This window comes from Amnibacterium flavum (assembly GCF_003097495.1).
GTDB lineage: Bacteria > Actinomycetota > Actinomycetes > Actinomycetales > Microbacteriaceae > Naasia > Naasia flava.
The window spans coordinates 1,007,499-1,029,543 of record NZ_QEOP01000001.1; the positions used below are offsets into that span (position 1 = coordinate 1,007,499).

Sequence of the window (22,045 nt, forward strand, 5' to 3'; positions counted from 1 at the left end):
CCGTGCCGGGCGATCCGGCCGTGCCGCCTTAGCTCAGTCGGCAGAGCGATTCACTCGTAATGAATAGGTCCCGGGTTCGATTCCCGGAGGCGGCCCCACGAGAAACGGTCACCCCGCGGGGTGGCCGTTTTTTGGTGGAGCGCTGCCTCGCGATCCGCTGGCGCGCACGTTTCGGCGTGCGGGGCCGGCCGGAACGTGCGCGCGGCGCCGGAACGCCCATCTCAGGGTGGGGGCGAGGTTTCTCGCCCGTGTACCCCATTGCGTCCCGGAGATCGTCGTTTTGCCCCCAGAACACGGCTGATCGCGCGGATTCCTCTTGTCCCCCGCCCGGTGGGTTCTTAGGTTGGTTCACGACGGGACAACTTTTCCGTCCCTGCGGTGCCCCTCCGGGGGGATGAGGCATCGCAGAGCATTCCGGGGGGAATCCATCGTGCGCACGGCGGTCAGATCGATAGTGGTGACGACAATCATCACCAGCGGTCTCGCCGCGGGTCTGCCGTTCCTGGCCACCGCGGTCGCCGATGCGTCGGACCAGGGCACTTCGACGACGGTCGTGTCGTCGCAGGTGCATCTCGGCCCGCGCGCGGTGAGCGCGCAGCTTCGCCAGGGCGCGCACGACGCGTCCTCCTCCGCGGAGTCGGCTGTCGCGGCGGCTGCTGCGATCGACGAGCGGGATCGGGCGGAAGGCGACGGCGCGACCTGTGCTGCGAACATCACCGGCGCGACGGCTCGTGTCGCGACCATCTCGTTCGACGGCGGTGCGATCACGGGCACCTCGTCCGACGACCTGGCCGAATTCGCGACCCGCTTCAACGAGATCCGCGTCGAGAACTGCCTCGACCCCGTCCCGGTCGAGAACTTCCGCTACGGGGCCTGCATGGAGCAGCGCCTCGTCTGGATGGCCGAGGACCCGAGCACCGATCCCGCCAGCGCGTGGGGCCACGAGGGGTCCGTCCGCAGCGACGGCGTCCCGAGTGTCGGCTGCGACGGCAACCTCGCCGGAGGTTCGGACAACACCGGTGTCACGGTCGCGCAGAAGTGGTGGGACTCGCCCGCGCACCGCGCATCCCTGTACCGCCCCGACATCGCCGAGGTCGACGACGACGTCTGCGTCGTCTTCGCGATGACCCACGGCGGAATCCCGAACGAGCCCGCGTCCTTCGCCCGCGCCGCGGCGCGATGGACCCACTGCTCAGAGCTCTGACACCGGGAACTCCGCTCGATCCGGCCCCGTTCGCCGGAACGCTTCGTACACTGTCGGAGTGGCTGTGTCGGGGAAACGTCGCGCGATCCTCATCGCGTCAGCAGCCGTCGCCTATGCGCTGGTGCTGGGTGGCGCCGGCTGGGCGGGGGCCGCAACCGCATCGACCGCTGAACTGAAGCGCGCACCCGCCGCCTCCGTCGTCACGAGCACCCCGACCCCGACCCCTACTGTCGAGGTCCGCGCCGTTCCCGCTGCGGCGCCCGGCCCGTCGCGGCTGCGGACCTGCTCGGTCGCCGGCCCCGCATCCGATGGCCGCCTGCAGCAGTTCCAGGCGCAGGTCGTCAACGCCTCGACCGGCGAGGTGCTCTACGACCGTGGCGGAGGAACCGCGTCGCGCACCGCCAGTGTGCTCAAGGTGCTCACCTCGGCGGCCGCCCTCTCGGTGCTGGGTCCCGACTACCGGATGAGCACGCGCGTCGTGCGGGGCACCGAGCCGGGACAGGTCGTGCTCGTCGGCGGGGGAGATGTGACGCTCTCGCGCACGCCCTCGGGGGACGAATCGACCTACAGCGGGGCACCGCACCTCGATGAGCTCGCGCGCCAGGTCCGTGCGGCATGGGATGCGGATCCGGCGACCGCGGGCACCCCGATCACGAGCGTCGTCACCGACGCGAGCTATTTCTCCGGCGACGCATGGGAGCCGAGCTGGAACCGCAAGGAGCTCTACGACGGCTACATGCCCCAGATCACCGCGCTGATGGTCGACGGCGACCGCGAGAACCCGTACCGCAGCACCTCGCCGCGAGGCGAGGATCCGGTCGGTCGGGCCGGGTGGGCGTTCGCCGACGCGCTCGGCGGCGGGCCCTCCGTCGTCTCCGGCACCGCGCCCGCCGGCGCCGCAGTGCTGGGTCAGGTCTACTCGCAGCCCGTCTCGACCCTCGTCCAGCAGACGCTGATCGTCTCGGACAACACGATCGCCGAGGGGCTCGCGCGCGTCACGGCCATCGAGGCGGGTGCCGGCAGCAGTTTCAGCTCGTTGCAGCAGGGGATCACCTCCGGCCTGTCCGCGTACGGACTCGACACCTCGCAGCTGCGCATCGCCGATGGGTCGGGCCTGAGCGGGAACAACGCCGTGCCGCCGTCGTATCTGACCTCCCTGTTCGTCAAGGTGATGAACAAGGAGGCCAATCTCTGGCCGCTCTACGACGGGCTGCCGATCTCGGGTCAGACCGGATCGCTCAGCTACTCGGACCGGTTCTCGGGTGACAGCTCACGGGCTGACGGGGCTGTGCACGCCAAGACCGGCTGGATCGACGACGGCTACACCCTGTCGGGCATCATCTACGCGGCCGACGGCACCCCGCTCACCTTCGCGATCTACGCGCTCGGCGATGTCAGCGACAGTGCCAAGCAGGCGATCGACGCGCTGACGGCTGCGTTCTGGGACTGCGGCAACAACCTGTCGAACCTCTGACGCCCACCGGCCCGTCGACAGGGCGGCACCCGGACGAACGCGGTGCGCCAGCGGTCCGTCCGCGTTCGTAGAATCGACGCATGACGAGGGCTCTTTTCATCATCGACGTGCAGAACGACTTCACCGAGGGCGGGGCTCTCGGCGTGGACGGAGGCGCGGCGGTCGCGGCCGGCGTGAGCCGCTACCTCGACGAGAACCGTGGAAGCTACGACCTGGTGTTCGCCTCCCGCGACTGGCATGACGCGTCGAACGACAACGGTGGTCATTTCGCCACCGATGCGGCACCGGACTTCGAGGGCACCTGGCCGGTCCATTGCGTCGCGGGAACGCCCGGGGCCGAGTACCACCCGGCTCTCGACACGTCCGAGGTCGACTTCCACATCCACAAGGGTCAGGGCGTGCCCGCGTACTCGATCTACGAGGGCAGCACGACTGACGGCATCGCGGTGCGCGACCTCATCGAGGCCCACGCGGTCGACAGCATCGACGTCGTCGGCATCGCCACCGACTACTGCGTCCGCGCTTCGGCGCTGGACGCCCGCGAGCACGGCAAATCCGTCCGGGTCCTCACCGACCTCGTCGCGGGGGTCGCCGCGGAGTCGAGCGAGCACGCCCTGCGCGAGCTCGAGGCGGCAGGCGTCGAACTCGCCCACAGCTGACCCGCGAGTTGCCCAGTTCGGCCCCTATTCCTGAGGTCTTGTGGGCCGAACTGGGCGACTCGACGACCTGTTAGAGGCGGCTGAGTCGGGAGAGCGCGTCGAAGACTTGGCGGACCGGAGGGCGTCGATCCTCCACGAGCCGCGCGACGCCGACTTCCACGGACGCGAGGTCGGGAACGACAAGCGCGACGACGTCGTCGCGCTGGAACTGATCGGCCACCGCCTTGGAGGCGATCGCCATGCCCCGGCCGGCCGCGACGAACGAGTACATCTCCTGCACGGTCCGGGCAGGGGGACCGACGATCCTGCCGATCGGCATCCCCGCAGGTCTCGGCTCGCCCAGCCAGAGGTCGCGGTAGCCGGGCACTCCCTCCGCCGAGCCGGGATCGAGGATCGCCTCACCGGCGAGGTCGGCCAACGTCACGCGGCCACGGTGCGCCAATCGGTGGTTCGTCGGGACGAGGGCGACTCGTTCGAGGAGCTCGAGTCCGGTGACCGTATGGCCCGCGACGGGAGTGCCCTCCGCGTACTGCAGGTAGGCGAGATCGGCGCGACCGGTGACTATCGCCTGGTGCTCGTGGCCCCAGTCCAACTCGACGGGGTAGACGTCGACGCCGTCGATGCCATCGGCCGCAGCCAGGGCTGCCGCGACCAGGTGCTGCGGCGTGCCGGAGGTGAAGCCCATGGCGAGCGAGACGCCCGATGACGTGCGCCCCGCACGCCGCGTGCGCTCCTCCGCGCGCTGGGCCGCGGCGATGAGGTCGCGCCCTTCTTCGAGCAGCGTCTCGCCTGCGACCGTCAACAGGACTCCCTGCCCCGGGTTCTGCTTGTTGCGGTGAAGGAGGGCGCACCCGAGTTCCTTCTCCAGCCGGGCCACGCTCTGACTCAGAGCCGGCTGCGACATGTGGAGCTCACCGGCGGCCGCGGTGAAGCTGCGCAGCTCCGCGACCGCGACGAAATGACGCAGCTGGCGAAGGTCCACGTCCGCTCCTTCCGTCGCGTTTCGGCGGCGTTAACTTTCCGCGGTTTCGGGTGTCCGGGTCGACGGCCCATCCCCGGCATCATGCGGTTATCGATAGATCTTATGACCACAGTGATGATCCGAATTGGAGAGGCTCGTGACGGTCGATCTACTGTCGCAGAGCGCACCGCCCCACCGTTCACTTCCTCCCCTCTTCCCTCACAGCCAGGAGTCTCCGCGTGACGAACCGCACCGCCCGCACCAGGACCCCGATCGCCGCCGTGGCGATCGCCGCCGTTTCGCTTCTCGCCCTCAGCGCCTGCTCGTCGGGGGATGCGGGCGGTGGCGCAGCATCCGACACCACCCCGATCTCCTTCCAGCTCGACTGGGTGAAGGACAGCGAGTTCGGCGGATTCTTCGAGGCAGACGAGAAGGGGTACTTCGCCGATGAAGGGCTCGACGTCGAGTTCCTCGACGGAGGCGACGTCTCGTCGACCGCCGCGGTCATCGCGGGAGGCGCGGCGCAGATCGGCATCGTCTCGAACCTGTCGAGGCTCATCGACGCGATCGACACCGGCGCCGACCTCGTCGCCGTCGGAGCGCTCTACCAGACCTCCCCGGCCGGGCTGATGACTCTCCCCGACCTCGATGTGACGAGCGTCGACGATCTCAAGGGCCTGCGGATCGGGACCGACGAGTCCGGCACCGCCGACATCGACACCCTGTTCCGGGTGAACGGCGAGGAGCCCGACTACGAGGACGTCCGAGTCGGGTACGACGCCGCACCGCTGTTCGACGATCAGATCGACGCGTACTACGCCTACGTGACGAACCAGCCGATCCCGTATGAGCTGCAGGGCATCGACGTGAACACCGTGACCTTCGCCGATCTCGGGTTCGAGTCGTACGCCGGGTTGATCGTTACCACCCGTGAATTCCTCGACAGCAACCGCGACGCCGTCGAGGGATTCGTCCGCGCCGCATCGAAGGGCTGGAGTGAGACGATCGACGATCCCAGCGCGACGGCCGAGCTCACCATCGGCTCCTACGGCGCCGACCTCGGGCTCGACGAGGACTCGGAGGTCGCGTCGCTCACCGCGATCACCGAGCTCGTGCAGAGCGACTACACGAAGTCGAACGGTCTCTTCGCGATGGATCCGGAGCGCATCGCCGGTCCGATGTACGACGCGCTGACCGCCTCGGGACGCGAGGATCTGCCCGACCCGGCCGACATCTTCGACACGACCATCGTCGCCGACGCGCAGGACTAGTCCAGGGACGAGGAGGAGGGGAGGAGTCGTGACGGACATCGGGATCGAGCTCGACGGCATCAGCAAGAGCTTCGTGAGCGGAGCCGGAACGGTTCGTGCGCTCGACGACTTCACCCTCTCCGTCGCGGAGGGCGAGTTCGTCGCCATCCTCGGTCCATCGGGGTGCGGCAAGTCGACGGTCCTCCGCATCGTGGCAGGGCTCGACAGTGCTGATCGGGGCAGCGTCACCGTAGCGGGATCCAGCCCGCAGACGTTGATCGCCGAGGGGGCACTAGGAGTCGCGTTCCAGGACAACGCCCTCCTTCCCTGGCTGTCGGTCCGTGCCAACGTCGCCCTTCCCTACAAGCTGACCGGCCGGCCGGTCGACCAGGCTCGCGTCGACGAACTCGTCGCGCTGGTCGGCTTGGCGGACTTCGCGGGTGCCCGCCCGTCTCAGCTCTCCGGGGGCATGCGCCAGCGCGTCTCGATCGCCCGCTCCCTCGCCCTCGCGCCGCGGGTGCTGCTGCTCGACGAGCCGTTCGGCGCGCTCGACGCGGTCACCCGCCACCGCCTCAATGTCGAACTGGCCCGCATCCTCGCCGCGGAGGCGTCGACCACCCTCCTGGTGACGCACTCGGTCGAGGAGGCCGTGTTCCTCGCCGATCGGGTGGTCGTGATGACGGGACGGCCGGGGCGGGTCAAGTTGACGGTCGACGTGCCGTTCGGACGCGACCGCACCAAGGCCGTGCTCGGACAGCCGGAGTTCCTGCGGCTCGTTGCACAGCTCACCGCCGCGCTCGACGATGACGACACCGAGACCGGGACCGCGGCGTGACCGTCTCGGCCACAGCAGCTCCGCGGACCCGCCCGGCCGCGGAGAACGGCGCGCGACCTCTGCGCCTGCCGCGCGCGGTCCTGCCCGTCGCCGGAGTGCTGGCGCTCGTGCTGATCTGGCAGGTCATCGGGGTGAGCGGGGTACTCGGGCGCGCGGTGCCGCCACCGACCGCGGTTCTCGATGCCTTCGTCGATAAGGGCGACATCCTTCTCCGCGCCGCACTGGCGACAGGCGGCCGAGCCCTCGTCGGTGGGCTCATCGGCTACCTGCTGGGTGCGATGGTCGCGAGCGTCACCGCCTGGTTCCCGCGTTCGACGACGCCGCTCGTCCGCGTGACGGTTCTGATCAACGCCATCCCGATCGTCGCCCTGGGCCCGGTCCTGATGAGCGTGCCCGCCCGTCCGTTCATCCCCGAGGTGTTCGCGGCGCTGTCCGTGCTGTTCGCGACGGTCCTGACCGTCGGCGACGGGCTGCGGTCCGCGTCGAAGTCGCCCGCCGACGTGTTCCGCGTCTTCGGCGCGTCGCGCACCGCCCGCTTCTTCCGTCTCGAGCTGCCGAGCGCCCTGCCCATGGCCGCTGATGCCGCACGTCTGGCGGTTCCCGCTGCCATCCTCGGCGCCATCCTCGGGGAGTGGTTCGGCGCCGACCGCGGCCTGGGCGTGCTCATGGTGTCCGCGATGCGGAACATCCAGTACGGATTCCTCTGGGCCGCCGCCGTGGTCGCGGTACTCGTCTCCGTCGTCTTCTACCTGGTGGGGACGGTCCTCGAACGGGCGGCATCCCGACGGTTCGGCCGTTCCGGCGAAGCGGCTGTCGATGTGGCACCGCTGGCCAAATCGGCGAGCGCGCTGATCGGCGTTCTGATCCCGGTTCTCCTCATCGTCGGGTGGCAGGCGTGGATCTGGATCGGGGACGTGCCGCAGATCGTCGCGCCCGGCCCTCTCGGAGTGGCCGAGTCGCTCGCGGCGGATGCGCCCGAGCTCCTCGCGGCGGCCGGCCTCACCACACTGTCGGCGTTCGGCGGTCTTCTCGCCGGTGCCGTCGTCGGCCTCGCGCTCGCCATCCTCGTCACCCTGCTCCCCTGGCTGAACGCGATGCTCTCGCCACTCGCGCTCATCATCCCGACCGTGCCCATCGTGGTCTTCATCCCCATCCTCGGCAGCCTCCTCGGTTACGGAGTCGCCACCGTCTTCGCATCGTGCGTGCTGATGGCCTTCTTCCCGATCTACGTCCTCGCCTGCTCCGGACTCCGAGCTCGGCCGGCCGGCAGCGACGATCTCTTCACGATCTACGGCACGGGGCGGCTCCGTCGGCTCACCCGACTGGCGCTTCCCGCCGCGGTCCCCGCGCTGCTGATCGCCGTGCGGCTCGCAGCTGCCAACGCCTTCCTGATCGCGATCTCAGCGGAGTGGCTCATGGGTCAGGGCGGCCTCGGCAGAGTCTTCAGCGAGCGTCGCGTCATCCTCGATACCAACGGCTCCTGGGCGGCAGTCGTGGTCGCGATCGTCCTCTCCGTTCTCGCCTACGTGGGTGCCGCCGCCCTCGAACGCAAGGTCGTCACGAGGTGGCGTTCATGACGGCCGTCGCCGTGCGCCGCGACCTGCTGCAGCTGCCGAAGGTTCACGTGCACGCCCACCTGGACGGTTCCTATCCGCTCGACGCCGTCCTCGAACTCGCACGTCGACGCGGCGCGGCTTTCGAGGTGCCCTCGGTGTTCCGCGACGTCGACCACTTCTTCGCGGCATACGGCACGGTGCCCGATCTCGTGGACGATCTCGCCGATCTCGCCATGCTGTGCCGAGCGCTCGTGCATCAGGAGGCTGCGCGGGGGGTGCTCTACCTCGAACCGGCGATCGAGCCGCAGCTCTACGCTCCCCGCCTCGGCAGCCTCACGGTCGTGACGGACACCATCGTCGGCGCGTTGCAGGATGCTGCCGCCGAGGCGGGCATCGAGGTGGGGGCCAACCTGACGATCAACACCGATCAGGACGTTTCCCTCGCCACGGAGCTCGCTTCCCTCGCCGCTGCTCGCTCCGGTCGCGGGGTGACCGCACTCGGCACCGCCGGATTCGTCGAACCCGCGGGCCTGCACCGTTTCGTGACCGCGGCACGGATCGGCCGCGACGCCGGTCTGCAGATCGTCGCGCACGCGGGGCAGACGGGCGGCCCCGACAGCATCATCGAAGCGCTCGATGTCCTCGGCGCCAGCCGGATCTCGCACGGGGTCAACGCGGTGCTGGATCCGTCGCTCGTGACTCGTCTGGTCGAGGAGCGCATCGTCTGCGACGTCTGCCCGGTATCGAACGTCGCGCTCGGTGTCGCCGTCGACCTGCCGACCCACCCGGTCCGCGCCCTCATCGACTCGGGAGTGCCCGTCACCCTCAACGCCGACGACTCGCTCTGGTTCGGCCGCGATGTCGTCGACCAGTACCGCATCGCGCGCGAGCTGTGGGACCTCGACGACGCCGCGGTCACAGGCATCGCCCGCAACGGACTCCTGGTGGAGGGAATGTCGGCCGGCACCCGCTCGATCTACGAGGACTCACTGGCCGCCTGGTTCACCGCGGCACCCGGTTGATGGCGAGGCCTGCTTCCGCCCATCCATCACCGCGCGCGGCGATCGCGTCGCGCCCCACACACGAGGACCGAACATGACACGCATCATCCTGGGTGCCTTCGAGATCAACGGGCTCAACCTCACGAGTCAGGGTCTCTGGGCGCACCCCGAGCAGAACACCTTCCGCTACACCTCGCTCGGCTACTGGACCGAGCTCGCGCAGATCCTGGACGAAGGCGGATTCGACTTCCTCTTCTTCGCCGACTCCTACGGGTACCCGAGCACCGACGGACGCACCCCCGATGTCGCGTTCGAGCAGGCGACAGAGATCCCGAAGAACGACCCGATGCTGCTGGTCCCGGCGCTCGCCGCGGCGACGCAGCGGCTGAGCTTCGCCGTCACGACCTCGACCACCTATGAGGCGCCGTTCGCGAATGCCCGCCGATTCGCGACCCTCGACCACCTGACGAACGGTCGGATCGCCTGGAACGTGGTCACCACGACGAGCACCGTCGTCCGCGATCTCTTCGGTCATGATCGGTTCATCCCGCACGACGAGCGGTACGCGATCGCCGAGGAGTACCTGCAGGTCAGCTACGAGCTGCTCGAGGGGTCGTGGGAGGACGACGCCGTCCGCGCGGACAAGGCGGCGAGGGTCTACGCCGACCCCTCGAAGGTGCACAAGGTCGAGCACCACGGCACCTACTTCGACGTGGAGGGGTACTTCAACAGCGAGCCGTCGTCGCAGCGAACGCCCGTCATCTTCCAGGCGGGAGCGTCGTCCGCCGGGCTCGCCTTCGCCGCCCGGAACGCGGAGGTGGTGTTCCTCCAGGGCAAGGATGCCGACTCGCTGACGAAGCAGGTCGTCCAGGTGAAGCAGAAGGCGGTGGACGCGGGGCGCGACCCCGACGGCATCAAGACGGTCGTCGGTCTGTCCGCCGTCGTCGGCGAGTCGGTCGAGGACGCGCAGAGCAAGCTCGACGATTACCTCTCGTACATCGACGAGGATGCGGTGCGCGTCTACTTCGCGCAGATGACCGGCATCGACCTCGCCGCGCTGGCTCCGGAGACCGAGGTGTCGTCGCTCTCGACGGAGCAGAGCCGCACCCAGGTCGCCCGCTACAACGGCAAGACCGCGGCCGAGGCATTCGCCGACTTCGCTCGGCGTGGAATGCGGGAGTTCATCCTGCTCGGCACGGGGGAGCAGATCGCGCAGCAGATGATCGACCTGGCCGAGGCGACCGGCGTCGACGGCTTCAACTACACGCCGTTCGTCAGCCCGGCGTCCTACGTCGAGTTCATCGAGCACGTCGTCCCGGTTCTCCGGAAGCGAGGGGCGCTCGCGCCTCAGGGCGATCCGACGACGTTCCGGGATCGCCTGTTCGGTTCGTCGCGGCTCCCCGCCGACCACCCGGCTGCGGCGCACCGCCGTGGCGTCGGCGTTCCGGTTGTCGCTTCCTCGGCCGCGCCGTGACCGTGCCCGCTGCGGCCGACGCGCCCGACAAGGCCGACGTCCTCGTCGTCGGGGCGGGCTTCTCGGGGCTGTCCGCCGCCCTCGCCCTGGTCGACGCGGGGCGATCCGTGACCGTCGTCGAGGCCGAACCCCGAGTCGGAGGGCGGACTCGATCCGGGATGACGGCCGACGGCCAGTGGTTGGAGCTCGGCGGCCAGTGGGTGGGCCCCGAGCACCTGCGGCTGCGTGCCCTGATCGCGCGCTTCGGTCTGAGCACCGAACCGTCCGGTCGGACCGGTGCCGTCGTGCGAGTGACGAACGGCATTCGAACCGAAATCGGTGAGGGCGAGGAGGCTCTTGCCGTGCTGTCACCGGCTGACGCAGCCGATGTGCGGCAGGCCGCGGAGCGCTTCGCCGCCATCGTCGACAGCGTGGATATGGCTTCGCCCTGGTCGACTCCCGGAGCGGAATCGCTCGACCGGGGGACTTTCGCCGACTGGATCGATCGGTCGCTCGGCTCGCCCGCCGCCCGTTCGTATTTCAGCGAATCCTGCGAGGCGATCTTCGCCCCCGACCCGGTGGATGTCTCGCTCCTGCACGCCGCCTACTACTTCGGCTCGGGGGGACACATCCGCTCGCTCCTCGGGGTGAGCCGCGAAGCGCAGGAGGAGCGGGTCACGGGCGGTGCCTCGGCGGTCTGCGTCGCCATCGGCGAGCTGCTCGGCGAACGAGTGGTGACGGGAGCGGCGGTCCGGACCATCCGGGTGTCGGACGGGGTCGAGGCGATCACCCGTGACGGCGCGAGGTTCCGGGCGCGGCACGTGATCGTCACCCTTCCGCCCCCGCTCGCCGGTCGGTTGGAGTACGACCCGATCATGCCGAGCCGACGCGACCAGCTGACCCAGCGGCTGCACGCGATCTCGGTCGTGAAGCTCTACCTCGTCTACGAGACGCCGTTCTGGGCGGACGCCGGTCTCAGTGGCGAGGGTGTGCTCGACGCGGGTCCCATCCGCGTCGTCCTCGACAACACGCCTGTCGGCTACCCCCGGGGCGTGCTGGTCGCCTTCATCGAGGGGGCTGACACGATCGGTCCCGGTCCGACCGACGCCGAGTCCCGACGCGATGCCTTCCTGGCCGCCGCGGTGCTGCTCTTCGGGGCACGCGCCGCGGACCCCCTCGAGTACCTCGAATTCGACTGGATGTCGGAGGAGTTCGCGCGCGGCTGCTACAGCGGTCATCTCGCGCCCGGAACCTGGACCCGCTACGGCCCCGCGCTCACCGAGTCCGTCGGTCCGATCCACTGGGCGGGCACGGAGACCGCGGGCGAATGGACCGGATACATGGAGGGCGCCGTGCGGTCGGGCGAGCGCGTCGCCGCCGAGGTGCTCGCCGCCCTCGCGGCCGAGGAACGGGGTGCCCTGTGACGGAGATGGCCGAACTTCCGCGGTACGCGTCCGATCCGAAGGAGCTGCGGAGGACGTTCTCGTACTTCCCGTCGGGGGTCGTCGCGCTGCTCGCCGAGGTCGACGGCGAGACCCACGGCATGGTGGCGTCGGCCTTCACCGTCGGTGTCTCGTTCGAGCCGCCCCTCGTGTCCTGCGCGATCCAGCTCACCTCGACGACCTGGCCCGTCCTCCGGACCGCCGAGACGATCGGCGTCTCGGTACTCGCCGAGGATCAGGGGGCGCTCGCGCGTCAGATCAGCGGCCGCGACAAGCTCGCGCGGTTCGCCGACGTACCCGTGCGGCACACCGGAGCGACCGCGCGTTTCATCGCCGGCGCCCCGGTCTGGTTCGAATGCCGGGTCTCGGGGGAGCATCCGGCCGGCGACCACTCGATCGCGCTGCTCGAAGTGGTCGCGCTCGGGGCTGACCCCGGCCTCAAGCCGCTCGTGTTCCACGGCTCGGCATTCCGAGGCCTCCAGCTCGCGGAGGCCGAGATCGGCGACGCCTGACCGAGTCGCCCAGTTCGGCCCCTATTCCTGAGGTCTAGTGGGCCGAACTGGGCGACTCAGCGACGTCACACCAGAAGCTGGTGCTGCGCGAGGTCGCGGTAGAGCGGGGTCGACTCGATGAGCTCGGCGTGGGTGCCGACGCCGACGACACGTCCGTGGTCGAGGACGATGATCTGGTCGGAGTCGACGACGGTCGACAGCCGGTGCGCGATCACGATGAGCGTGCGCTTCTCGGCGACCGCGTCGATCGCGCCACGCAGGCGCTGCTCGTTGAGTCCATCGAGGCTCGACGTCGACTCGTCGAGAAGCAGGACCGGGGGAGCGGCGAGCAGGGTGCGCGCGATCGCGAGACGCTGACGCTCGCCGCCCGAAAGCAGGATGCCGTCCTCTCCCACCTGAGCGTCGAGACCGAGCGGGTCGCGGCTGAGCACCTCGGTCAGGTTGACCTGCTCGAGGACCTCGATGCAGTCCTCGTCGGTCGAGAGGGGGCTCGCGAGCAGCAGGTTGTCGCGGAGCGAGCCGGCGAGCACCGGGGCGTCCTGTTCGACGTAGCCGATCTGCGAGCGGAGCACCTCGCGGTCGAGGCTCTTGATGTCGAGCCCGCCGAGGCGGATCCGACCGCCCTCGGGATCGTAGAAGCGCTCGATCAGCGACAGCGTCGTGCTCTTGCCGGCGCCCGATGGGCCGACGAGCGCGGTGCGCGAGCCGCGCGGCACCCGGAAGCTCACCCCGTGCAGGACCTCCTGGCGCTCGATCACGGGAGCCGCCGGAGCACCGCTCACGGCGTCGGCATCGGTGGCCTCGGGATCCGGTTCGCGGAGCGCGAGGTAGGAGAAGGTCACGTCGTCGAACTCGATGGCGGGGGACTCGGGGCGGACCGCGTCGTTCGCGGCGCCGACCAGTACGGCCAGGGGTGCGATGTCGCGATCGTTCTGCGACTCGGTCGGCAGCGCGATGATCTCCTGGATGCGTCCCAGCGCACCGAGTGCCTGGTTCACCGCGTTCACGGCGCCGAAGAACTGCCCGAGCGGCATCACCATCATGAACAGGAACAGGATGAACGCGACGAGGTTCGCGACGCTGAGCGCGCCGCTGGCCACCCGGTAGCCGCCGACTCCGAGCACCACGAGGAACGAGACCTGCAGCGCGATGCCGGCGATCGGCACGATCAGAGCCGAGATCCTGGCGACCTTGATGCCCTGCTCCCACGCCCCCTGCGCGTCGCGGTCGATAGCGGCGATCTCTCGGTCGGTCGCGTTGGAGGCGCGGACCGTGCGGATCGCGCTGATCGAGCGCTCGACGGCGGCGGCGAGGTCGCCGACCTTCTTCTGCGCCTCCTTCACCGCCGGACGGATCCGAGCGGAGAGCGTCACGACGGTGAACACGGCGACCGCCACGACGAGGACGGTGAGCAGGAGCAGCAGCGGATCGAGGATGAGCATCGCGATGAGTGCGCCGATGAAGGTGAGCGCACCGCCGATCGACTCGACGACGCCCTGGGTCAGGACGGCCCGCAGCAGGGTGGTGTCGGACCCGACGCGGGAGACGAGGTCGCCGACCCTGCGGGTGTCGAACTCGCCGATCGGGAGGTTGAGCATGCGTGCGACGAGGCGTCGCCGCGAGGTCAGCACGACACCCTCGCCGGTGCGCTGCAGTAGATAGTGCTGGTATCCGGACGCGAGACCCGATCCGACGACCAGCACGACGAGCAGCCACACGATGCCGCCGAGCGGATCGCCCGCCTGGACCGTCGAGATGACCGAGCTGACGAGAAGCGGCTGGGCGAGCGAGGTGACCGCGCCGATCACGCTGAGTACGACGACGACGATCAGGATGCGGCGATGCTCGGCGAGATAGGGCCAGATCTGGCCGAGGGAGGCTCGGGGGCCTTCGCCGCGCGGCGGGCGGCGGAAGAGGGAACGACGGGGGGTGGTCTCGGTGCTGCTCACTGTCGGCGGGCTCTCTTCATCGGGTGGATCATCTGCGTCCGTACTTCTTGTGGACCGCCTGTCGGGTGACTCCTAAAGCCAGCGCGATCAGCTGCCACGAGGTCCCGGTCACCCGTGCTCGGCGAACTGCGACCGCCTCGACGCGGTCGAGTTCGGCTCGCAGTCTCGCGATGGCGCCCAGGGCGACGATCGGGTCGTCGGAGTCAGCGTCTCCCGCGAGGGTGTGGATCGATCCGGGGTCCATCTGTCAACCTTAGTTGACAGAAACAAATCGTCAACCATCGTTGACGCTCGGGATCATCGGCGATGCGGTCCTGGGCAGTCCAGTCGGCCCGCGACAACTGTACGCCGATGCTCGAGTGTCCTGCTCCGGGGGCTAGATCACGCCCTTCTTGAACGAGAAACAGGAGTACGGGCGGGGGTCGAGGGTCAGGATCACCGCGTAGGCGGCACGCGCGCGAGCGTAGAAGTCGAACCGCGGCACGACCTCGAATTCGAGATGACTCTCGAAGTCCGCCTGCGCGACGGCCAGGACCTCGTCGTGCGAGTCGAGCACGATCGACGCGTCGTCGCGGACCTCCATGCGCCCGACGGGCTGCTCGACGAAGGTGTCGAGAGGGAACACGGAGAGCACCGCCTGGGCGGCACGCGTCGTGCTGATATCGCCGAGGTTGACGACCGGGTTGCCGCCGCTGTGGGCCGGGAAGTTGCGGTCGACGAGCACGATGTCGTCGCCGTGTCCCATCTCATCGAGGATCTTGAGCAGCTCCCCGTTCAGGATCGGATCGATTCCCTTGAGCATTCCTTCTCCTTCGATAGGCCTGCCTCGATGCTATCGACAGGCCCGGACACAGCAGTGGCCCGCTCCGTCCAGGGGGACGCAGCGGGCCACAGTGCTGGAGAGGGTCAGCTCACGTTGTTCTCGTACGCGACGTCCTTCGTCTCCTTCGTGACGAGCAGGGCGATGAGGGTCAGCACCGCCATCGCACTGAGGTAGACGCCGACCAGCACGGTGCTGCCGCCCGCCGCCTTCCAGAGCGCGACCGCGATGAACGGCGCGACGGCCGCACCCAGGATGCTCGACACGTTGTAGCTGATCGCCGAGCCCGTGTAGCGCACGTTCGTCGGGAACAGCTCGGGTAGCACCGCCGCCATCGGGCCGAAGGTGAGGCCCATGAGCGAGAAGCCGACGATGAGCAGGGCCATCACACCGACGAATCCGCCGCCGAACAGCGGGACGAAGAGCAGACCGAAGACGAAGATGCCGACGGTCGTCCAGATCAGGTGCTTGCGACGCCCGAAGCGCTCGGCGAGCGGACCCGAGACCAGGGTGAAGATGCCGAAGAACACGACACCGACGATCAGCATGATCAGGAACGCGTTGCGCAGGTAGCCGAGACCCGGCACGAAGCCCGCCGCGTCGAACGGTTTGCCCGCCGCCTCCGCCGCGGCCTGAGCGGTCTCGACGGATGATGCGGTCGTGCCGTAGGTCAGCGTGAACGTGGTCATCAGGTAGAAGAGCACGTAGGTCGCGAGCATGATGAACGTGCCCTGGATGAGCGGCCACCAGCTGGTCTTGAAGACGCGCGCGACGGGTGCCTTGAGCACTTCGCCCTGGTCGATGACCTTCTGGAACGCAGGGGTCTCGAGCAGCTTGAATCGCACGTAGATGCCGACGATCACGAGGACGGCGCTCGCGATGAACGGGATGCGCCAGCCCCAGGCCGCGAAGTCCTCGGCCGACATGGTGGTGGCCAGGATCAGGAAGACGCCGTTGGCGAGGATGAACCCGATCGGGGCGCCGAGCTGCGGGAAGGTGCCGTAGATCGCGCGCTTGCCCTTCGGAGCGTTCTCGGTCGCGAGCAGCGCGGCACCGCTCCACTCGCCGCCGAGACCGAGGCCCTGGCAGAAGCGCAGGAGAACGAGCAGCGCCGGGGCGAAGAACTCCCACCCGGGCGTGAGCGCGGTGGGCAGCAGGCCGATCAGGACCGTCGCGATGCCCATCGTGAGCAGGGTCGCGACGAGCGCGCGCTTGCGTCCGATCCGGTCGCCGAAGTGGCCGAACAGGACGGATCCGACGGGGCGGGCGACGAATGCGGCGCCGAACGCGGCGAACGACGACAGGAGCGACGTGGTCGGGTCCGCGTTCGGGAAGAACAGAGCGGGGAAGACCAGCACCGCGGCGGTCGCGTAGACGTAGAAGTCGTAGAACTCGATCGAGGTGCCGATCAGGCTCGCGAGAACGACGCGGGAGCGCGGGTTGCCGACGGGGGACGTTCCGGATGAGGTGACGCTGGCGGTCATGGTTCCTTCAGATGACAGGTGGGATCGTCAGCAGCGGCTGACGGGAGGAGCGCGGGACTTTCGCACAGCAGCCGACTGATGCAACCGGTGGGATCTTCCGCAGGCGATCGGGCTGCATCGCGCTGGGATCGGGCGAGCGCGGTGGTGGTGCGCGGGGCCGGTCGAGGCGAAATGACCGGTCTATCGTACGCCTCTCCCGGGATCATGGGGATCTCCGCCTCCGTCGTCGCCTGCCGCGGCCCCGCTCCCCGTCTGGCAGGATCGAATGCATGGGCAGAGTGGTCGTCGTCGGCAGTCTCAACATCGACTCGGTTGTCGAGGTCGAACGGCACCCCGCCCCCGGTGAGACGGTGCGCGGTGGAGACCTCCAGCAGCTGTTCGGCGGCAAGGGGGCCAATCAGGCCGTCGCCGCCGCGCTCGCCGGAGCCGAGGTCGCCATGATCGGCAGAGTCGGCGACGACGAGATGGGCCGGCGCTACCTCGACCGGCTCACCCGCCTCGGCATCGACGTCACCGGCGTTCGCATCGACACTGGCAGCGTCACCGGTCACGCGGCGATCGCCGTGGATTCGCACGGCGAGAACACGATCATCGTGTCGCCGGGCGCGAACGCCCGCGTATCCACCGACGATCTCGCTCTTCTCGACTCCACAGGTCCCGGCGACGTCGTGCTCCTGCAGCTCGAGATCGACATGACCGCGGTCGGAGAGGCCGTCCGCCGATCCGTGCATCGCGGAGCACGCGTCGTGCTCAACCTGGCGCCGTACTCCGACGTCCCCGCCGAATGGTTGGAGGCGGCCGATCCCGTCGTGGTCAACGAGCACGAGGCCGCGCTGCTGGAGAGAGCCGGGCTCTCCGCGTCATCCCTGCTCACGACGCTCGGCGGTGAGGGATCCCGCTGGGGAGACAACGCCGTCCCCGCCGACCTGGTCGACGATGTCGTCGACACGACGGGCGCTGGCGACAGCTACTGCGGAACGCTCGCCGCGCGGCTCGCCGCGGGCGACGGCCCTGACACCGCGATGCGCGCCGCATCCGCCGCCGCCGGCGCCTCCGTCCGCTGGATGGGAGCCCAGCCGGCCTGATCGGCCGCGTCTGTCCGCCGTCGCGCCGCTCCACGTGCGGTCACGGTGAGGCCGCAGTGACCCGTCGTACGCTCGCCGAGGAGGTGGCGGCCAAGGTGGCGACGACGATGACGGCGGCGCAGCCGACGAGGGTCTGCGGCGTCCCGATGGCATGGGCGAGCGGTCCGACGACGACCTCGCCCACCGGGACGGCGACGAACGAGCCGACCATGTCGTAGGAGTAGACCCGCGACAGCACCTCACGGGGGATGTTGGTCTGCAGCGACTGATCCCACGCGATGGCGAACATCTCGATGGACATACCGCCGAGCGCGAAGGCGACGATCAGGGCGGGGAGGGCGGGGAGCAACCCGAGCGACGCGATCGGCACGGCGGTGACGGCCATCAGGGCGACGCCGATCCCCAGCGCCCTCCGCGGTCGCCATCTCAGGGCGAGCACCGCCCCGAGCGCCAGCCCGACGGTCTGCGCGGCGACCACGAGACCCCAGGCCGACCGTCCGAACGACTCATCGGCGACCACCGGGCCCAGCACCGTCGTCGCGCCGACGAACGCGGCGTTGAGAACGGAGAACTGCGCGACCACGATCCACACCCACCGGCGGCTCGAGAACTCCCGCCATCCCTCCCGCAGGTCGCCGAGCAGCGACGCCGACGTGCCCGCCTGCGCAGTGACGGGCGTTCTCCTCGGCAGGCGCATCCGGGAGAAGAGGACCGCCGCCAGAGCGAAGCCGGCCGCGTCGACGGCCAGGCCCCACCCGGGGCCGACGATCGCGACGAGGCCGGCTCCGGCGGAGGCGCCGACGATGCTCCCGCCGTTGAGTCCGAGCCGGAGCAGCGCGTTCGCCGGGCGAAGCAGTGCGACGGGAACCGTCTCGGGAACGAGGGCGGCCGACGTCGGCAGGCTCACAGCGGCGACGGCCCCGTTCAGCACACTCAGGAGGACGAGCGATCCGATAGTCGCTGTTCCGGTGACGACCAGCGCGGCGATGCCCGCCTGCGTCGCCGCCGCCGCGAGGGAGGTGCCGACCAGGACGACATCGCGGGGCAGCCGATCCGCTATCACCCCGCCCAGCAGGAGGATCGCCACATTGGCCACCGACCGTGCGGCGACCACCAGTCCGAGGTCGGCGGCGGAGCCGGTCAGATCGAGCACGGCGAACGCGAGGGCGATCGGGGCGACGGCGTTGCCGAGGATGCTCGTGGTGCGGGCGGCGAGCAGCCAGCGGAACGCGGAATGAGACAGGGGACCGGCTCCGCTTCGCCGTTCGGGCCGATTCGACGAGGGCTCGGCCCGACTCCTCGTCACGACCGTTTCAGCGGGAACAGTGCCGCGGTCATGGACACCGGCCGTGTGCCCGGTGTTCGCGGCGGCTGGGCGGCGGCGTGGAGCAGAGCAGAGGCCTCGCCGACGTGGTGGACCACGCGCCGCCACGTCGCCGGATCGACCCACAGCTCGGCGTCGGTCGACACCTGCGGGCCGTCCGTGCGCTGACGGACCCGGCGTCTCAACTCCTCGACCAGTGCATCGACGTAGGCGATCCGTTCTTCGGAGGCGCCGGGCCCGACCGGCCGCACCGCGTCGACGTCGAAGTGCTCCGCCGAGGACTCGTGCCGATAGCGCTTCGCCTCACCGCCCCTGAGCCGCACCGTCTCGACGACGCGCACGAGTCCCGCCCGCTCGAGGACGCGCAGATGGTAGCTCGCCGTCGCCTGCGAACAGCCCAGCTCGCGCCCGGCTTCGGCGGCGCTCATGGCGGACCCGGTCAGCAGGGAGAGGAGTCGGAGCCGGATCGGATGGGCGGTCGCCCGGAGCTCGTCGAGGGTGGACATGACGCCATGCTGACACCGCGTCGACGCACCGTCAAAAGTCTCTTTGGGGGTCGCGCCTCATGAGCCGGCCGGGCGATCGCCCGCCCGGCCGAGGCTCACGGTCAGGCGCCGCGGATCTCCCTGATCGCCAGTGCCGTGCGGACGGCCGCTTCCGCCGCCTCCGTGCCCTTGTCCTCCTTCGACCCCGGCAGGCCCGCCCGGTCGAGACCCTGCTGCTCGTCGTCGAGGGTCAGCACACCGAACCCGATGGGCTTACCCGTTTGGATCGCGACCTGCGTGAGGCCCGTCGTCGCGGCGTCCGAGACGAACTCGAAGTGCGGCGTGCCGCCGCGGATGATGACACCGAGCGCCACGACCGCGTCGGCCCCCGCCTCCAACGCCGCCTTGGCGAGCACCGGCAGTTCGAAGCTGCCGGGAGCGGAGATCACGGTGATCGTCGCTCCCGTCGCCTCGAGCGTGCGGCGCGCACCCGCGAGCAGGCCGTCGGCGATCTCGTCGTGCCAGCGGCCGGCGACGATGGTGACGGCCAGTCCGCTCGCGTCGAGGTCGCTGACGTCTCCGCTGGGTGCTCCGTGTCCGCTCATCGGCTCAGTCCTTCCGTGGCTATGCTCTCCGCCGGTCCGCCGACGGCAGCGTGCTCCAGCTGCTCGGCGATGATCTGGTGCCCCATGCGGTCACGCTTCGCCTCGAGATAGCCCTCGTTGAACGGGGTCACACCCACGACGAGCGGCACCCTCTCGGTCACCGTCACCCCGCGCGCCTCGAGCTGGCTGACCTTGTCGGGGTTGTTGGTGAGCAGTCGCACGGAGTCGATGCCGAGGTCCTCGAGGATCGCGGTCGCCGCACCGTAGTCGCGGGCATCAGCCGGCAGACCGAGCGCCAGATTGGCGTCGAGGGTGTCGAGGCCGTCCTCCTGCAGACGGTAGGCGCGCAGCTTGTTGATGAGGCCGATACCGCGCCCCTCGTGGCCGCGCAGATATATGACCGTTCCGCCCTCCCGCTGGATCGTGTCGAGCGCCGCGTCGAGTTGCGGACCGCACTCGCACTTCAGCGATCCGAAGGCCTCACCGGTCAGGCACTCCGAGTGCACGCGGACGAGGCTTCCGGCGGCCGGCTCACCGGCGATGATCGCGATGTGGTCGGCACCGGTCTGGTTGTCGCGGTAGGCGCGCATGCGGAACGGGCCGTGAGTCGTGGGCACGGTCGTCTCGACCTCGAACCGGACGCGGGGCGACTCGGAGACGGGCGACGCGGTTCCGTCGAGGGGGAGGACCCCTGGGTTGTCCTGGATGTAGGCGATGAGCGCCTCGATCGTGGTGACGAGGATCCCGTCGCGCTCGCCGAGTTCGATCAGCCCGGGAAGACGGGTCATCTCTCCGTCGTCGCCCATGACCTCGCCGATCGCCGCGACGGGGGTCAGACCGGCGAGACGCATCAGGTCGACCGCCGCCTCGGTGTGGCCTGCGCGCTCGATCACACCGCCGGGCGCCGCGCGCAGCGGGAGGATGTGACCGGGGCGGATGAGGCTCGCGGGCAGCGACTCCTCGTTCGAGAGGACGCGCAGCGTGTGGGCGCGGTCGGCCGCGCTGATGCCGGTCGACAGCCGGTCCGCGGCATCGACGGTCACGGTGTAGTTCGTGCCGCGCGAGTCCTGGTTGTTGGCGACCATGACCGGCAGCTCGAGCCGGTCGGCGATCTCGTTCGTCATGGGTGCGCAGATGAAGCCCGACGTGTTGCGGATCGTCCAGGTGAGCCACTCCTGGGTGGCGAACTGCGCGGCGAGGATGACGTCACCCTCGTTCTCGCGGGCCTCGTCGTCGGCCACGATGATGGGCTTGCCGGCGCGCAGTTCTGCGAGCACGGCGGGGATACTGGCGAGAGTCATCTCGCACCTCCTTCTGCCACCGCTGCTGCGGTGGATGTTGCGAATGCGGCGAGGCGCTGCACATGGCGCGCCAGGACGTCGGTCTCGATGTTGACGGGGTCGCCCGGTTCGAGCGATCCGAGGGTTGTCGCAGTGAGGGTCTCGGGGATGAGGCTGACCTCGAACCAGGCGTCGGCCGCAGACGGTTCGCTGACCGCCGAGACCGTCAGCGAGACACCCGCGACGGTGATGGATCCCTTGTCGACGACGAGGGGGGCCAGCTCGGCCGGAAGACTGAAGCGGAGCACGCGCCAGGTGCCCTCGTCCGAGCGGGTGAGCAGCTGCGCGGTCCCGTCGACGTGACCCTGGACGATGTGACCGCCGAGTCGGGCACCGGCTTGCATGGCGCGTTCGAGGTTGACCGAGCTCCCGACGCGAACGGCGCCGAGGGCGGAGACCGCGAGGGTCTGCCCCATGACGTCGGCGGCGAACCAGTCGGCTCCCTGATCGATGACGGTGAGGCAGACGCCGCCCACCGAGATGGAGTCGCCGTGGCGGGCGTCGCTCACCGCGACGGGTGCGTGCACGGTGATCCGCGCCGACCCGTCGCCGAGCGTCTCGAGCGAGGTGACCTCGCCGATCTCTTCGATGATTCCGGTGAACATC

General features: G+C 69.6%; 21 protein-coding genes and 1 tRNA gene. 12 read left to right on the top strand and 10 right to left on the bottom strand.

Going from position 1 to position 22,045, the window contains the following annotated elements:
* Nucleotides 1-22 precede the first annotated feature (22 nt).
* The 4 genes from DDQ50_RS04765 to DDQ50_RS04780 all read left to right on the top strand — a co-directional run bounded on the left by DDQ50_RS04765 (nt 23) and on the right by DDQ50_RS04780 (nt 3,337).
* Nucleotides 23-98, top strand: a tRNA-Thr gene (locus DDQ50_RS04765).
* A 359-nt stretch (nt 99-457) separates the two neighbouring features.
* On the top strand, nt 458-1,204 hold the full coding sequence (locus DDQ50_RS04770) for a hypothetical protein (RefSeq protein WP_116755525.1): 747 nt from the start codon (nt 458-460) through the stop codon (nt 1,202-1,204).
* Nucleotides 1,205-1,262: 58 nt separating this feature from the next.
* On the top strand, nt 1,263-2,678 hold the full coding sequence (locus DDQ50_RS04775) for a D-alanyl-D-alanine carboxypeptidase/D-alanyl-D-alanine-endopeptidase (protein ID WP_240614234.1): 1,416 nt from the start codon (nt 1,263-1,265) through the stop codon (nt 2,676-2,678).
* A gap of 80 nt (nt 2,679-2,758) precedes the next feature.
* The gene (locus tag DDQ50_RS04780; RefSeq protein WP_116755526.1) at nt 2,759-3,337 is read left to right on the top strand and encodes an isochorismatase family protein; all 579 of its coding nucleotides are present in this window, start codon (nt 2,759-2,761) and stop codon (nt 3,335-3,337) included.
* Nucleotides 3,338-3,407: 70 nt separating this feature from the next.
* Here DDQ50_RS04780 and DDQ50_RS04785 read toward each other — a convergent pair whose 3' ends face one another.
* A complete protein-coding gene (locus tag DDQ50_RS04785; RefSeq protein WP_116755527.1) occupies nt 3,408-4,319 on the bottom strand; it encodes a LysR family transcriptional regulator in 912 nt (303 codons plus the stop codon).
* Between the two features lie 218 nt (nt 4,320-4,537).
* Here DDQ50_RS04785 and DDQ50_RS04790 point away from each other — a divergent pair, with 218 nt between their 5' ends.
* From DDQ50_RS04790 to DDQ50_RS04820, 7 genes are all read left to right on the top strand, one after another.
* Complete coding sequence (locus tag DDQ50_RS04790) at nt 4,538-5,569, top strand: ABC transporter substrate-binding protein (RefSeq protein ID WP_165829690.1); 1,032 nt, start codon at nt 4,538-4,540, stop codon at nt 5,567-5,569.
* A 28-nt stretch (nt 5,570-5,597) separates the two neighbouring features.
* Nucleotides 5,598-6,383, top strand: coding sequence for an ABC transporter ATP-binding protein (locus DDQ50_RS04795; RefSeq protein ID WP_116755529.1), 786 nt, complete (start codon nt 5,598-5,600; stop codon nt 6,381-6,383).
* The gene (locus DDQ50_RS04800) at nt 6,380-7,960 is read left to right on the top strand and encodes an ABC transporter permease (RefSeq protein ID WP_116755530.1); all 1,581 of its coding nucleotides are present in this window, start codon (nt 6,380-6,382) and stop codon (nt 7,958-7,960) included. The genes DDQ50_RS04795 and DDQ50_RS04800 overlap by 4 nt, the downstream gene beginning before the upstream one ends.
* The gene (locus DDQ50_RS04805) at nt 7,957-8,961 is read left to right on the top strand and encodes an adenosine deaminase family protein (RefSeq protein WP_116755531.1); all 1,005 of its coding nucleotides are present in this window, start codon (nt 7,957-7,959) and stop codon (nt 8,959-8,961) included. Before DDQ50_RS04800 ends, DDQ50_RS04805 begins: the two co-directional genes overlap by 4 nt.
* A 73-nt stretch (nt 8,962-9,034) precedes the next feature.
* Entirely contained in the window at nt 9,035-10,414 is a 1,380-nt protein-coding gene (locus DDQ50_RS04810) for an NtaA/DmoA family FMN-dependent monooxygenase (protein WP_165829691.1), read from the top strand.
* On the top strand, nt 10,411-11,817 hold the full coding sequence (locus DDQ50_RS04815) for a flavin monoamine oxidase family protein (RefSeq protein ID WP_205663572.1): 1,407 nt from the start codon (nt 10,411-10,413) through the stop codon (nt 11,815-11,817). Before DDQ50_RS04810 ends, DDQ50_RS04815 begins: the two co-directional genes overlap by 4 nt.
* Before the next feature lie 5 nt (nt 11,818-11,822).
* Complete coding sequence (locus DDQ50_RS04820; protein WP_116756098.1) at nt 11,823-12,347, top strand: flavin reductase family protein; 525 nt, start codon at nt 11,823-11,825, stop codon at nt 12,345-12,347.
* A 65-nt stretch (nt 12,348-12,412) separates the two neighbouring features.
* Here DDQ50_RS04820 and DDQ50_RS04825 read toward each other — a convergent pair whose 3' ends face one another.
* From DDQ50_RS04825 to DDQ50_RS04840, 4 genes are all read right to left on the bottom strand, one after another.
* Nucleotides 12,413-14,296, bottom strand: coding sequence for an ABC transporter ATP-binding protein (locus tag DDQ50_RS04825; protein WP_116755533.1), 1,884 nt, complete (start codon nt 14,294-14,296; stop codon nt 12,413-12,415).
* 28 nt (nt 14,297-14,324) lie between these two features.
* Nucleotides 14,325-14,540, bottom strand: a complete 216-nt coding sequence (locus DDQ50_RS04830) for a hypothetical protein (protein WP_116755534.1) — start codon at nt 14,538-14,540, stop codon at nt 14,325-14,327.
* Between the two features lie 132 nt (nt 14,541-14,672).
* Nucleotides 14,673-15,098, bottom strand: coding sequence for an RbsD/FucU family protein (locus DDQ50_RS04835; protein ID WP_116755535.1), 426 nt, complete (start codon nt 15,096-15,098; stop codon nt 14,673-14,675).
* A gap of 104 nt (nt 15,099-15,202) precedes the next feature.
* Nucleotides 15,203-16,600, bottom strand: coding sequence for an MFS transporter (locus DDQ50_RS04840; RefSeq protein ID WP_116755536.1), 1,398 nt, complete (start codon nt 16,598-16,600; stop codon nt 15,203-15,205).
* Nucleotides 16,601-16,869: 269 nt separating this feature from the next.
* Between DDQ50_RS04840 and DDQ50_RS04845 the strand changes: the two genes are divergently transcribed.
* A complete protein-coding gene (locus DDQ50_RS04845) occupies nt 16,870-17,685 on the top strand; it encodes a ribokinase (RefSeq protein ID WP_116755537.1) in 816 nt (271 codons plus the stop codon).
* A gap of 40 nt (nt 17,686-17,725) precedes the next feature.
* Here DDQ50_RS04845 and DDQ50_RS04850 read toward each other — a convergent pair whose 3' ends face one another.
* From DDQ50_RS04850 to DDQ50_RS04870, 5 genes are all read right to left on the bottom strand, one after another.
* Nucleotides 17,726-18,991: an MFS transporter gene (locus DDQ50_RS04850; protein ID WP_116755538.1), complete on the bottom strand. Its 1,266-nt coding sequence runs from the start codon at nt 18,989-18,991 to the stop codon at nt 17,726-17,728.
* Nucleotides 18,988-19,515 (bottom strand): ArsR/SmtB family transcription factor, encoded by a 528-nt coding sequence (locus tag DDQ50_RS04855; protein WP_116755539.1) that lies wholly within the window; start codon nt 19,513-19,515, stop codon nt 18,988-18,990. The genes DDQ50_RS04850 and DDQ50_RS04855 overlap by 4 nt, the downstream gene beginning before the upstream one ends.
* Nucleotides 19,516-19,616: 101 nt before the next feature.
* On the bottom strand, nt 19,617-20,099 hold the full coding sequence (gene ribH, locus DDQ50_RS04860; RefSeq protein ID WP_116755540.1) for a 6,7-dimethyl-8-ribityllumazine synthase: 483 nt from the start codon (nt 20,097-20,099) through the stop codon (nt 19,617-19,619).
* Nucleotides 20,096-21,400 carry a GTP cyclohydrolase II gene (ribA, locus tag DDQ50_RS04865; protein WP_116755541.1) on the bottom strand — a complete coding sequence of 435 codons (1,305 nt, stop codon included), beginning with the start codon at nt 21,398-21,400 and terminating at the stop codon, nt 20,096-20,098. The genes ribH and ribA overlap by 4 nt, the downstream gene beginning before the upstream one ends.
* On the bottom strand, nt 21,397-22,044 hold the full coding sequence (locus DDQ50_RS04870; protein WP_116755542.1) for a riboflavin synthase: 648 nt from the start codon (nt 22,042-22,044) through the stop codon (nt 21,397-21,399). The genes ribA and DDQ50_RS04870 overlap by 4 nt, the downstream gene beginning before the upstream one ends.
* Nucleotide 22,045 lies beyond the last annotated feature (1 nt).